This is a genomic window from Lentilactobacillus kefiri (assembly GCF_007989105.1).
Lineage (GTDB): Bacteria > Bacillota > Bacilli > Lactobacillales > Lactobacillaceae > Lentilactobacillus > Lentilactobacillus kefiri.
Window position 1 is genome coordinate 67,431 of sequence record NZ_BJVK01000002.1, and the last position, 14,090, is coordinate 81,520.

10 protein-coding genes are annotated in these 14,090 nt (G+C 41.9%); 4 read left to right on the forward strand and 6 right to left on the reverse strand.

Going from position 1 to position 14,090, the window contains the following annotated elements; genetic code table 11:
- Nucleotides 1-226: 226 nt before the first annotated feature.
- Genes LKE01_RS01165 through LKE01_RS01175 form a run of 3 tightly spaced genes read left to right on the forward strand, consistent with a single transcriptional unit; the run spans nt 227 to nt 4,786 of the window.
- Complete coding sequence (locus tag LKE01_RS01165; protein ID WP_056980940.1) at nt 227-1,963, forward strand: ABC transporter ATP-binding protein; 1,737 nt, start codon at nt 227-229, stop codon at nt 1,961-1,963.
- A complete protein-coding gene (locus LKE01_RS01170) occupies nt 1,963-3,849 on the forward strand; it encodes an ABC transporter ATP-binding protein (protein WP_056980939.1) in 1,887 nt (628 codons plus the stop codon). Before LKE01_RS01165 ends, LKE01_RS01170 begins: the two co-directional genes overlap by 1 nt.
- Nucleotides 3,850-3,862: 13 nt before the next feature.
- Nucleotides 3,863-4,786 carry a hypothetical protein gene (locus LKE01_RS01175; RefSeq protein WP_056980938.1) on the forward strand — a complete coding sequence of 308 codons (924 nt, stop codon included), beginning with the start codon at nt 3,863-3,865 and terminating at the stop codon, nt 4,784-4,786.
- 109 nt (nt 4,787-4,895) lie between these two features.
- Here LKE01_RS01175 and LKE01_RS01180 read toward each other — a convergent pair whose 3' ends face one another.
- Both LKE01_RS01180 and LKE01_RS01185 read right to left on the reverse strand, forming a co-directional pair.
- Nucleotides 4,896-5,636: a TraX family protein gene (locus LKE01_RS01180; protein ID WP_082619678.1), complete on the reverse strand. Its 741-nt coding sequence runs from the start codon at nt 5,634-5,636 to the stop codon at nt 4,896-4,898.
- Between the two features lie 113 nt (nt 5,637-5,749).
- Nucleotides 5,750-6,559, reverse strand: coding sequence for an AraC family transcriptional regulator (locus LKE01_RS01185; RefSeq protein WP_056980936.1), 810 nt, complete (start codon nt 6,557-6,559; stop codon nt 5,750-5,752).
- A gap of 187 nt (nt 6,560-6,746) precedes the next feature.
- Here LKE01_RS01185 and LKE01_RS01190 point away from each other — a divergent pair, with 187 nt between their 5' ends.
- Nucleotides 6,747-8,708: a sugar MFS transporter gene (locus LKE01_RS01190; RefSeq protein WP_082619677.1), complete on the forward strand. Its 1,962-nt coding sequence runs from the start codon at nt 6,747-6,749 to the stop codon at nt 8,706-8,708.
- A gap of 93 nt (nt 8,709-8,801) precedes the next feature.
- On the opposite strand, the gene LKE01_RS01195 is transcribed toward LKE01_RS01190, so the two are convergent.
- From LKE01_RS01195 to LKE01_RS01210, 4 genes are all read right to left on the reverse strand, one after another.
- Nucleotides 8,802-9,404, reverse strand: coding sequence for a nitroreductase family protein (locus LKE01_RS01195; protein ID WP_056980935.1), 603 nt, complete (start codon nt 9,402-9,404; stop codon nt 8,802-8,804).
- Nucleotides 9,405-9,632: 228 nt separating this feature from the next.
- On the reverse strand, nt 9,633-11,339 hold the full coding sequence (locus LKE01_RS01200) for a CocE/NonD family hydrolase (protein ID WP_056980934.1): 1,707 nt from the start codon (nt 11,337-11,339) through the stop codon (nt 9,633-9,635).
- A 248-nt stretch (nt 11,340-11,587) separates the two neighbouring features.
- Complete coding sequence (locus LKE01_RS01205; protein WP_013728822.1) at nt 11,588-11,791, reverse strand: cold-shock protein; 204 nt, start codon at nt 11,789-11,791, stop codon at nt 11,588-11,590.
- Nucleotides 11,792-11,979: 188 nt separating this feature from the next.
- Nucleotides 11,980-14,025 carry an ATP-dependent Clp protease ATP-binding subunit gene (locus LKE01_RS01210; protein ID WP_056980933.1) on the reverse strand — a complete coding sequence of 682 codons (2,046 nt, stop codon included), beginning with the start codon at nt 14,023-14,025 and terminating at the stop codon, nt 11,980-11,982.
- Nucleotides 14,026-14,090: the final 65 nt, after the last annotated feature.

The window sequence follows — 14,090 nt, forward strand, 5'->3', positions numbered from 1 at the left end:
ATTTCAAATGCCATCCAGACAGTCAATAAATCTGGATGGCTTTTTCTGTTTATTTTTTGGTTAAAATGAGTGAAAGAAGCTTACTTTAAGTTCATAATAGGAGCTATCTGTTTACTTATTTATTACCATATAGTGCTTGATATTTTGTTGGCCAAGTTGTAATATACTTAGGTACCTAAATAAGTTAAAATAAATCTCTAATAACGTACCTGGAAGGAGTAGCAAAATGCTGAAAATTGCCAAAAATCGGATCTCATATGTGGCAGTTCTTGGGGCCGTTCTATTTATGTGCATCCAAGTAATTGCCAACTTGAATCTGCCCAGTTTGACATCTGACATTGTTAATAATGGGGTTGCCAAGGGAGATATTTCTTATATCTGGAAAGTGGGCTTTCAAATGGCCGGCTTTTCCTTACTTAGTATCCTGGCGGCGATCTGCAACGTCTTCTTGGCGGCTCGGACTTCACAGAAGTTGGGACAGAATTTACGGAGTGATGTTTATCGTAAAGTCATCAACTTTTCCAAGGATGAGTACGACCAGATTGAAACTTCATCATTGATTACGCGAACAACCAATGATGTCGTTCAAATTCAAAACGTTGCCATTATTATGCTGCGAATGATGTTAATGGCACCAATCATGCTGATCGGAGCCAGCTTCCTGGCTTACACCAAGGATCACCAATTAACGATGATCTTCCTGGTGGTCTTACCGATTATGATTGTCTTCATCGGCCTTTTACTCTACTTTTCGGTTCCGTTGTTCAGAGCAATGCAAACCAAAACTGATAAAATTAACCGAATTTTTCGTGAAGGATTGACGGGTGTGCGGGTTATTCGGGCATTCCGACAGGACAAATTCGAACAAGACCGGTTTGAAGATGCCAACCGTGATTATACCGATAATGCCATTAAGGTTAATACGATTGTTGCCCTGGCGTTTCCAGTGATGACTTTAATCATGAGCGGAACCAACGTTGCAATTGTCTGGTTTGGTGCCAAATTGATTGGTGCTCAATCCATGCAGGTTGGTAATCTGATTGCGTTTATGAGTTATGCCATGCAGATTCTGATGAGCTTCATGATGCTTTCAATGGTGTTTGTGTTTATTCCTCGTGCCCAAGCATCAGCAAAGCGGATTCAAACGGTTTTGGCTTTGAAGTCAACTATGAAGGAAGCTGCCAATCCGGTGGTCTTTGATCCGAAAGCCAAACAACACGATTTAAAATTTGATCACGTTGAATATCGTTATCGACAAGCGGAAATGCCTGCTTTAAGCGATATCGACTTTGATGCTCATAGTGGGCAGACAATTGCGATTATTGGTGGTACCGGATCAGGAAAGACCACTTTGGTGAGTTTGATTCCGCGATTCTATGACGTTGACAAAGGTGAAATCGAACTTGATGGTCATAACATCAATGACTTCTCAATGAAAAACTTGAGAGACCAAGTTTCCTTTGTGCCTCAAAAGGCAACGTTATTTACCGGAACCATCCGCGATAATATGAAATATGGGAATCCCAATGCCACCGATGACCAGATCTGGCATGCATTGGATATTGCCCGTGCCAAAGATTTTGTGAGTGAAGATCCTGCCGGACTGGATATGGTCGTTGAACAGGGTGGCGATAACTTCTCCGGTGGACAAAAGCAACGTTTGGCAATCGCCAGAGCGTTGGTTAAGAAAGCTGCCGTTTATATCTTTGATGATTCATTTTCAGCGCTTGATTTCAAGACTGATGCCGATTTACGGGCTGCCTTACGGGCTGATGAGCATATTCAAAAGAGTATCACGGTTATTGTTGCGCAACGAATTGCGACGGTTGCCGATGCTGATTTGATTTTAGTGCTGGATAATGGTCGATTGGTTGGTAAAGGAACTCATGACGAGCTTCGTGCCAACAACAAGATCTATCAAGAAATTATTCATTCACAACTGAGAGAGGAGGACCAGAAATAATGGCTGAAAAAGATAATGCACCTCAACCAAGTGGTAATCAACATCATGGCGGTCCTGGCGGCTACCAAGGGGTTGTTGAAAAGCCACACCATTTCTGGAAGACAACCAGACGGCTGCTTGATTACATGCAGGACCGATTGATTGGCCTCATTCTGGTTCTCGCATTTGCGATTATCAGTGTAATTTTTCAAATCAGAACCCCCAAGATTTTAGGTGAAGCTACGACTGAAATCTTTAAAGGGATGATGAAAGGCAACGCCCAACAAAAAGCTGGGTTTAGTGTTGCTCAACTGCCGATCAACTATCAAAAAATTATTCAAATTGTTCTGATAGTGATTGTCATGTATCTTGCAGCAGCCGTATTTAGTTTCCTGCAGCAATACATCATGACCAGAATTTCTCAGAATACGGTTTACAAATTGCGTCGGCAGATGAAAGGTAAGATGCGTCTGGTTCCGATTAAATATTATGATACCCACAGCAATGGGGATATCATGAGCCGGGCAGTTAACGATATGGATAATATCGCCAGCACCCTTCAACAAAGTTTGACGCAGGCTGTTACCAGCTTTGTGACCTTTATCGGAACGTTATGGATGATGTTTACGATTAGTTGGAAATTAACCATTATTGCCTTGATTACCATTCCGTTGAGTTTGGTTATTGTGGGAATTGTTGCGCCAAGGTCACAGAAATATTTTGCGGCTCAACAAAAGAGTTTGGGCTTGCTGAACGACCAAGTCGAAGAAAATTATGCCGGTCAAATTGTCCTCAAGAGTTTTAATAAAGAGCAGGATACGATCGATCAATTTGAAATTCAAAACAAGAAGTACTATCAGGCAGCCTGGAAAGCTCAGTTCATTTCAGGAATTATCATGCCATTGATGATCTTCTTGAATAACATTGGTTATGTGTTTGTTGCGGTTGTCGGTGGTATTCAAGTTGCCAACGGAACTGTTACCCTTGGTAATGTTCAGGCCTTCCTGCAATATACCAATCAGTTCTCACAGCCAATTTCTCAATTAGCCAACTTGATGAACACAATTCAATCAACGATTGCGTCAGCCGAACGGTTTTTTGAAGTGATTGATGAAGAAGAAATGAAGAACACCAAGGCCAACCGTCCCGTTGAAGAGGGAACCGATAATTTGGTGGAATTGGAGCATGTTCAATTTGGTTACAACGATGATGAGTTGCTGATGAAGGATTACAACCTTGCCGTTAAACGTGGCCAGCAAGTCGCTATTGTTGGTCCAACCGGTGCGGGTAAGACAACCATCATCAACCTGTTGGAACGCTTCTATGACGTCAAGGGCGGCAGTATTCGCCTGAATGGTGTTGATACCCGTGATTTGGACCGTGAAGATTTGCGTTCACACTTTGCCATGGTGCTTCAGGATACCTGGCTGTTCACTGGTTCGATTTACGACAATATCAAATATGGCCGTGAAGATGCGACAAAAGACGATATTCTTGAAGCTGCCAAAGCTGCCCACGTGGATGAGTTTGTTCGCAAACTTCCCAACGGGTATGACACCGTTTTGAATGAGTCAGCTTCCAACATTTCTCAAGGTCAACGTCAATTGATCACAATTGCCAGAGCATTTGTGGCCGATCCCGAGATCCTGATTTTGGATGAGGCTACCAGTTCCGTTGATACTCGGACTGAAGTTCAGATTCAACACGCAATGAGTCAGTTGTTGGAAAATCGGACCAGCTTTGTGGTTGCTCACAGACTTTCAACGATTCAAAATGCCGATAATATTATCGTTATGAATCATGGCTCAGTTGTTGAAACTGGGACTCATAATGAGTTGTTGGCAAAGAATGGCTTCTACGCCAACTTGTACAACAGTCAATTCTCAGATGATGTTTCATTTGACTAAGGAGGAGCTTACGATGAAAAAATTAATTGGTTTATCAGTCGCTGCCGCTTCTCTGATGTTGATTCTGAGTGGCTGCGGGAAACCGACGTTAACAGTTTCCCGTCATCATTTGCGTGCGAATGCTCTGGCAGTCACTTTAAAAGGCAAGAGCAATCAAAAACACGTTGACTACACGGTGAATGGCGGTTCAAAGAAGACCGTCAAGACTAATAGCAGGGCCTTTGTCATCAGTGTCCCAACCAAAGATTATCAGCAAACTGTTAAGTTAAGCGCAGATGGCCGTCATCAAACCGTTAAGGTTGCCAAGGCAAAGGTTGTCGGCAGTTATAAGGCAATTCGCACATCCTATAACCAGGCTTTGACCGGTGCTGCATTGTCCAAGAAGGACCAGCAATTGGCTCGACAAATGGCAAAGCAGGGTGCCCAAGTCAAAAAAGAAGCCCAACAATTGAAATCGGGTAAAACTGATAGTGTTGCGGCAATGCAGGCGAAAGCTCAAAAAGCGGCTGCCCTTCAAAAGCAGACTGCTCAGTTGAAAAAGATGCAGGCTCAACTTGCCCCGGCAATGAAGCGGGCTCAGGCCAGCGTGAAAGATCAACTGCTGCCGGCAAATCCGAAGAACGATATTTCTAATTTGATTTCAACCAAGAAGCTCAATTTACGAGCTAATCTTGCGGGTGATAAAGTTTTGGGGATGGCGATGATGGTTCCGGTATCCAGCTTGAAGCACAAGAAGGATCTGAAACCGTTTATTATGTCATTTTCCGTCCTGACAGACAGTGTTGGCGGAAATGCGAAGTATGTCCTAAAAGAATTCCAGAAGTCGGCTAAGGCCAAGAAATCGACTTCAACGACTGCGCCGAAGTTCCATTCCAACGGGATTACGGTTAGTCTGGGATATTCAACTTCAATATTGTATGTCTTTGTCACAAAATAACGAGTGTGGGATGAATCCAAAATGGTTCATCACATCATAAAAACGAGCCATGATGAATGATTTTCATCACGGCTCGTTTTTGCATACTCAATATTAAATTTCAAATGGATTAATGACCAACGCCCATGAACCAGGCAAGCAGGTATAGGATCCAAATGTGCAATGGATAAAAGGCATAGAAGAAGCCCTTCATACTTCGTCCCAATTGACCGTTGTAGAAGTACATTGGAATGATGGCCAAAAACATCAGCCATTGGAAGTTCCCTGTAAACAACGTTGAAAAGTTGAAGCCGGTTGAAATAATCGCCAGAGCAACAACCGCGAGCATTTGCCAGCTGCGCTTTTTACGTACCAGGTACATCAGTGGGCCAAGATACAGCATAAATGAATTTTCAGCGATGAATGGACTTGGCAGCAGCATAATCAGTTTGGCCCAGACAGCATGGCTGCCAATGGCAGTTACCGCAACCAGCGTAATTGCGCCAAAGATAAACGGAATGGCGATGGCTAAAATACCACCCCAGACTTTGCCTTGCTGATGGCGCTTTCGGCCTTCTGAAATTTGTTGGATACCATACATGGTCAAAACGCCGATAAACAAATCGCCAAAGATATTATTGATTAAGGCAAAGTCGCCCATTGGGAAGAAATGCTGGATGATCATGTTCCCAATCTGCATAACCCAAAAGCCAATTAATAAGCGGGTCATATAACGTTTCTGGTTCCGAGTATGGATAAAGCCTTCAACACTTAGAAAGAAAAAGATGGTCGCAACCGGTCGGCCAAACCAGTCGACCCAGTTGGGAACCCCAACGGTGTTGAACATTTCATGAATGTGGTCAATGAACATCAGGGTAATTCCGATGACTTTGATATCGAAATTGGTGATGCCACGTTTGGCTGTTGAATCGATAAGATCACTCCTAAAAATTTTTAATAGGCAAAGTTTAACACATATTCGGGTTAAATGTATTTTCGAAAATGAGATGGGGTGGTTTGATAGAACTTTTTGAATTGATCAATAAAGTGGGATGTATCATGGAACCCCACTTTGATTCCCACCTCGTGAACTTCCAAAGCAGCATTTGTGAGCAACAGTTCTTTCGCCTTTTTCATTCGGTATTGATTAAGGTACTCGAGGGGCGTCATCTTGAATAGCCGTTTGAATACCCGATTTTGGTAAGTCACTGAATAGCTGGTGACTTTTGAAAGATCCTGATTACTGATGGGCTCCGCAAAGTGATTGGAAATATAAGCCAGAATTGGTGAAGTAATGGTTGAACTTTGAAATTGCTTCGTATTCAATAACTCATTTTGCTTTAGCAGCATGATGAACTTATAAATTTGAATTGATTGATCAGGCAATGACAGATTATCGTTAGGCTTGAATTGATTGAAGGTTTGGGGGATAAATGCGGTTAACTCAGGCGAAACAGCCTGAACCAGAAGAAACTGATTGAGTTTTAAAAAATGCACCATATCATTCGCGATGGTTCCGTCAAACGATAAAAAGGAGACTTTCCAAGGTTCACTTCCGGTTGGATGATATTCATGAGGAACTCTTGGCCGGCACAGAATGCCCTGATTACGTTTTAACAAAATGTGTTGGTGATCAAGGTTGACCATGCCCATTCCCATTCCACTTTCAGTCTGCAGCCAGTGATAGGCATAGTAACCGTTGAGTCTGTGAATTGGGGGCTGATTCCAGTCGTAGCCAATACTGTCACAATACAGCGGTATTTTCATTGTTGGACGATTAAACGCGATTCTCAAATTAACGCCTTCTTTGCATTCATTTTACTATAATTGGGTTAAATTGACGCATTTTAGGGTAAATTAGTCATATTAATGAAAGCCCTTACATAATATACTCAAATTGTTAGGAAATATTTGTTGCTGTTTTCTTTTGTTTCAGTCGATTATTTGAGATTTTCAATAAGATACAGGGGGCGTTTTAAGGATGGATTCAGTACAAAAAAAGCAACGAAAAAAGAGCTTTTGGTCGATTTTTAACTTTGCGTTTGCCAACATAGGTGGATCTGCGGTATACATGACGTTCGGTACATATTTTATGGTTTATGTTACGTCAGCTATGTTTACCGGCGTACCGAAGGCCGAAGCCAACAAGTTGATTGCTATGATTACCGGATTGATATTCATTATTCGGCTTGTTGAAATTTTTATTGATCCAATCATTGGGAACATTATTGATAATACCAATACACGTTGGGGAAAATTTAAACCATGGCTGATAGGTGCCGGGACAATTTCAAGCCTGTTATTGGCACTTCTATTCTCTGGTATTTTCGGATTATCAAGAGTCAGTGCAACATGGTTTACAATCTTATTTATCCCAATCTTTATTACGTTTGATATCTTCTATTCATTTAGAGATGTTTCGTATTGGGGCATGGTACCTGCTTTAACTGAAGACAGTCACGAACGTTCATTGTTCACTGCCGCTGCCAACTTTAGTGGCTTCGGTCAAAACATCGTCACCATTATCATTGTTCCAGTTGTTACTTATGTGACTTTCGTCTTTACCGGGAAACATAATGAAGGCCAACCCGGCTGGACCGCTTTTGGAATTTTGATTGCGGTTGTTGGAATTATCTGTTCACTCGTGGTTGCCTTTGGGACTCATGAAAAGCAAAATGCTTTGCGGGAAGTTACCAAGAAAAAGACCAGTTTGAAAGATATGTTTTGGGCTCTTAGCCATAATGATCAAATGTTGTGGACAGCTTTTCCATATTTAATTTATGGATTTGGAAATGCTGCAACCGCCGGTCTGATGTTTTATTTATTTAAATACGTCATGGATAAGCCGGGATTATTCTGGATTACCGGTTTGATTCCAACGATTGCCGGATTCTTCACTTCACCACTTTATCCAATCATTAATAAGTGGGTGACTCGAAAGACAATTTATGCCGTCAGCATGTGCAGTATGATTTTGGCATACATTTTGCTGATTGTTTCAACTGATAACCTTGCAATGGTTGTCACTGCAATGATTCTGTATTATGTCCCACAGGGATTCATCTTTATGGCGGTTATTTTAACTTTGACCGATACCATCGAGTATGGCCAGTTGAAGAACGGTACCAGAAACGAAGCCGTTACGTTAGCCGTTCGGCCAATGCTTGATAAAATGTCAGGGGCAATTTCCAACGCGGTTGTTGGCTGGGTTGCCGTTGCTGCCGGCATGACCGGTACGGCGACTGCGGCATCAATGACACCAGGAGGAATTTCATTATTTAAGCTGGTCGCATTTTGGATTGCTTTAATCCTCCATGTTCTTGCATTGATCATCTACGTATTCAAAGTTAACATTTCAGAAAAGAGACATGCTGAAATTGTTGATGAATTACAGCATAAGTTAGCTGCTGAAGGAATTGGAAATCCTGAATCAACTGATGAAAAAGGGTCTGAAACCAAGGTTGGCACAGTCTCAAGTGAACCGGTAGATGTTAATATTGCCGCTCCTGTTAGTGGTGTCACAATGAGCTTATCAGATGTTGTTGATGAACATGGTCACAAGGGCATTGCTGGAAAAGGAATTGCCATTCAACCAACTGAAGGTAAGATCTATGCCCCATTTGACGGTAAAGTGGTATTAGTCTTCACAACCAAGCACGTTATCGGGCTTCAATCAGACGATGGGTTGGAAGTATTAATTCACGTTGGATTAGGAACCGTTAATATGCGTGGCGAAGGATTTATTAATCACTTAGATTCAGGCCAGTCATTTAAGAAGGGTGATTTACTCCTTGAATTCAATCGTGATAAGATTCAACAAAGCGGATACAAAGATACCGTTGTTGTCCTCTTGACTCAAGGCAATGATATTGTTAAGACTCAATATACGGACAAAAAGGTTGTTGCCAGTGGAGATGAACTGGCAAAAGTCCAGTTGAAATAACGTTATGAAAATTGAATAGTAAAAAGGTGCCATCGAAATTATGATTGATAACTTCGATGGCACCTTTTATTGAATCGATTTTATTTTAGAAAATTACTTCAAAACTTTGAAGCGGTCTTCATCGTTCATGAATTCTTTTTCTCCGGCTGGTGATTCGATTGAGCCAAAGTCCATCTGAGCACGAAGTTTCCAACTGTCTGGAATGCCGAATGCTTCTTTAACTTGGTCATCGATCAGTGGGTTGTAATGTTGCAAGTTGGCACCAATCCCGTTTTCGGCAAGGGAAGTCCAAACGGCAAACTGAGCATTACCTTGAGCTTGTTCAGCCCAGTCGGCAAAGTTGTCGGCGTACAGTGCGAAGTCGTTCTCAAAGCGGTGAACAACGTCCATGTCAGTGTAAAACATCACAGTACCGAAGGCTGACTTGAATGCGTTAATCTTCTGTAAAGTCTTTTGGTAAGCTTCCTCAGTAGGAACTTCTGATTTTAATCGTTTACCAACGATATCCCAAAGCTTTTCGTGATTGTCTCCGAATAAGATAACGGCACGGGTTGTTTGGTTGTTGAATGGGGTAGGTGCCCACTTGATATCTTTTTTGATTAAGTCAGCAATCTCGTCAGGGGTTTGGCTGATGTTACGTCCTAAGGCATAAATTGAGCGACGCTTCTTGGCAAGATCCAATAATTGTTCTTTCATGTGTGAAAATTCCTCCAATGATTTACTTACTTTTTATTAGTCAATATGCTAATCATACAGATTGACAAAAGTGATGTCAATACATATTGACGTTAAAATACTTGTACCTTAAGATTAGCACATAATTCAAGCGGGAAACTTGATTTAGGTCAAGTTTCATAAAACAATCCAAATAAAAAAGCCCGCAATTTGGATTGCCGGGCTTTCTCGAAGTGTAAATTCAAACGTTTATGCGGCAACGGTATCAGTTGCGGGAACGTCTAAATCATTGTTTGAAGTTGTGCTGTCTTGGTTCATTGCTGAAGCAAGAAAGTCTTGAATATTCTTCATGTAATCTTGAACAGCGTTACTTGCTGAGGCATGACCGCCAACGTGGCCGTCAAGAACCCAAAGCTTTTTGTCTGTTGATGCGCTTAATTTGTACATTGTTTCAGTTTGAGTGTCCGGGATGAAAGTATCATCTTCGGTTGAAATGAACAATGTTGGCAATTTGGAATTCTTTACAGCAGTAATCCCTGAAACATCATCCAAGCTGAAGCCTTGAACCAATTTATTAATGTTATTCATGGAAGTTAACAACTGGTCAAAGGGAACTAATGGAATTAATCCATTCAGGTTCCAGCCAATTTTCGAAGTGATGTTGTTCAAGCTACTTGCTGCACCGGTATACAGGTGATAAATCAAAGATGGAATGGTTGAGAAGCCACAATCGGCAATCGTTGCTTTAACTGATGAAGGCAGGTCGCCTGAAGCAGCGTATTGGAGTGCTGTATCGGCGCCCAATGATTGGCCATATAAAACGATCTGGCTTTCTTTGCCGTTAGTTTGGTCGATTTTGTTAATCCAGTTAACCCAATCTTTCTTATCCTTGTTGCCGAAGCTCAGCCATTCACCATCACTGGTGTTTTGGCCGCGGGTGTATGGCATTAGGACGTTGTAGCCCATGTCATAGAACATCTTTGAAATCCGACCCATTCCTTCTGGCTCAGTGGTCCAGCCTTGACCGTAAATAATGGTCTTTTTGGAGTCGCCATTCTTGATGTAAGTTGCTCTGGCAGTTCCAGTACCGTCGGCAAACGGCACCTCCCAAGTTTCTTTTGGTGCCTTGTTGTCGTACCAGTCCTGAGCCTCCGTATAGTATTGCTTGACGTACTCTGGATTGTATTTCTCGTCCAAATCAGCCCAGTTTTGACTAACATCCCAACGGTTAGGGGACAACAGTGTCCGGAACTTTGAGATGAATTGAGCGCCTTGACGGCTGGCAACCAATGGATAAATAATCGATGCGGCAATTCCACTGGTAATTCCAGTGAAGAAATTGATGAATGGATTGTCACTTGATTGTTTAATTGCAGAATCGGTTGAATCGCCGATTCCTGAAACGGTGATTTCATCTTTATCTGATGTTGTCGCTGTGGTGCTTGAGTCACTTGCGGTATCAGATTGAGTGGTATCACTTGATCCATTTTGATCTTCAACCGGTTGAGCAACTGTCGAGTCGGTTGCATCATCTGCAGTGACGTCAGCTTGGCTGTCCGTTGTTGAATCAGCAGCTGTTGTATCTGCGGTTGATGAATCGGTTGCTTGACTGTCATAAGCGACAGTTGGTTCGTCTGAAGTAGATTCAGTTGTGTCAACCGTTGACGGTTCTGCTGTAGTTGGCTGTGATTCAGTGGTTGGATCACTTTCAACAGTTTCTGCCGGGGTGGATTGATCGGCAACAGCTGTGTCGTCTGAAGTAGCGGTAGCGTCTACTGCAACCGGCTCATCCGAGGTGGTTACAGTAGATGACTGTGACTGCTCGGACTGAACCGCTGTATTAACAGCCGGATCAGATTGAGCGGTATCTGCATATGTATTGGTTTGAAAAATAAACAATCCCAATGAAACAGCAAGCAGACCAGTCAGCTTTGACACGTTTTTTGCTTTGTTCAATTTGTTTCCTCCTTTCTAAAATATTAATTGAAGCAAATGCAATTATAATCGTTATTTATAACGCGTACCATATCAGTTTGATGACATTTAAGTAACAAAAACATATCCATAGTTAAATAAATTGGAATCGTCTCAGCATTGATCAAAGTGGGGCGTTTCGGGGATGATCGTTGATGATTTCAGGTATGTAGACAAAAAAAGAACCAGCGATCGAAATCGCTGGTTCTTTCAAATTTTAAACTAATAAATTAGTCTTCAATTGGTGTAACGTTAGCAGCTTGTGGTCCACGGTCGCTGTCTTCAACGTCAAGAGTAACTTTTTGGCCTTCGTCTAATGACTTGAAGCCGTCTTTGTTGATAGCTGAGAAGTGAACGAATACGTCACCATCGTCAGTAGTAATGAAGCCATAACCTTTATCAGCGTTGAACCATTTAACAGTACCTTGTTTCATAATATATGAAACCTCCTTGCGCTTTAAGCGCATAATTATATTTTAATGTATCAAGTTGCAGTGATTCCAAGGAGTTATTTCATAAAACTATAAAACAAATACCTTTGAAAATCGAACTCTTAAACACATTAGCTATAATATACCAACATCCTACCCGGTTGTCAAATCAGATTATGATCTTTTCAAGATTATGAAGCGTTGGCTTGCTGTGCAGCAACCGGTTCAACCTTGATAGAATCGTTATCCTTAACAACTTTGAAGTCTTTTGCATTTGGATTTTGCAGATAACTATTTGTTAATTTATCAGTAATTTCTTTGGTGATCACTCTGTGCATTGGACGAGCACCAAGTTCTTTGCTGTAGCCCATATCAACTAACTGACTCTTTGCATCGTCGGTAACAGTGAAGTGGATACCACGAGACTTGTCGACCAAATTGTTCAAATCGTTGAGCATTAAGTCAAGAATCTTAAGCAAATCAGGCTTCGTTAATGAATTGAATTGAATAATATCATCAATTCGGTTCAGGAACTCAAGCTTGAAGTAAGGTTTTAATCTGTCAATGACGTTCTTCTTATCATCATTATCACCTTGGCCGGCGTTACTGGTCATGATGATAACTGTGTTACTGAAGTCAACGGTTCGGCCTTGAGCGTCTGACAAACGACCATCGTCAAGAATTTGCAGCAACAGATTCAATACATCTGGGTGAGCTTTTTCAATTTCATCCATCAGAATCAAGCTGTATGGGTGACGACGAACTTGTTCAGTCAAACGGCCGCCTTCTTCGTAGCCAACATAACCAGGTGCTGAACCAATCAACTTGCTGGCACTGATCTTATCCATATATTCAGACATATCATATCTGAACATTGCTTTAGTCGTGCCAAACAATTCTTTGGCAAGTGCCTTGGCAGTCTGCGTCTTACCAACTCCGGTAGGGCCGACAAACAGGAAGCTGCCAATTGGACGGTTGCCTTCAGTAAATCCAACCCGGCTACGACGAATAGCAGCTGAAATTGCATCCAAAGCTTTGTCCTGGCCGATAACTTCTTTCTTCAAGTCTTTATCCAAGTTATTGAGTTGGTTAACTTCGTTCTTGTTAACATCAGTTACAGGAACACCGGTAATTCGTTCAACAACTGATTGGATAATGGCTGGGGTAACTTGTGGTGTTTCAACCTTTGTTCCATTGTCAATATTCTTAATCTGTTCTTGAACTTTGTCCAACTTGTCACGTAACTTGGCAGCCTTCTCGAAGTCATCTTTCTTTGCAGCTTCAGCCTTGTCTTTTTCAAGCTCTTCCGATTCCTGCTGCAAAGTTGATTTGTCTTTGGTAAGTGATGAGCCCATGGCAACCTTGGCACCGGCTTGGTCAATCAAGTCAATGGCTTTATCAGGGTTCATTCGATCCTGAATGTAACGATTACTTAATGTGACTGCAGCCTTTAATGCTTCGGGTGTGTATTGAACGTGGTGGAACTTCTCGTACTTTGGAGCCAAGCCTTTGATAATGGTCAAAGTGTCTTTTTCACTTGGCTCGTTCACCATGATTGGTTGGAATCGACGGGCAAGTGCCTGGTCTTTTTCAATATCACGGTATTCGTTGCTTGTGGTAGCTCCGATTAACTGAAAGTCGCCACGAGCCAACTTAGGCTTTAAAATGTTGCCGGCATCCATCTTGTCACCTTCACCGGTTGAACCGGCACCGATGATTTGATGAATTTCATCAATAAACAGAATGACGTCCTTGTCTTTCGAAACATCGTCGATTAATTTCTTCATTCGTTCCTCAAACTGGCCACGAATTCCGGTTCCTTGTACCAAGGAGACAACATCAATCGAGATGATCTTCTTGTTCAGGAGCTTCTCGGAAACGTCTCCGGCGACAATCTTTTGTGCCAAGCCTTCAACAACGGCAGTCTTACCAACACCGGCTTCACCGATTAAGACTGGGTTGTTCTTGGTTCGACGACTGAGAACTTCTTCCATTTGTCCAATTTCTTTATCACGGCCGATAACAGGATCCAACTTGCCATCTTTAGCCATTTTAGTTAAATCAGTTCCATATTCGTCTAACAAAGTTTTCTTTTGTTGAGGTCTGCGTTCTTGGACTTGGATCGGTCCCTGCTGACGTGATTGTTGACGACCGTTGGAATCTGACATTGCATTCCTAAAGAATGGGTCGTTGAAAATGTCATCAAAACCGTTGCTTCCAAAAATATCGTTATTCATAGGCAATACCTCCGTATTCTAAATGATTATTAACGTATTTATGATTCACATGTTCAAATTATGAG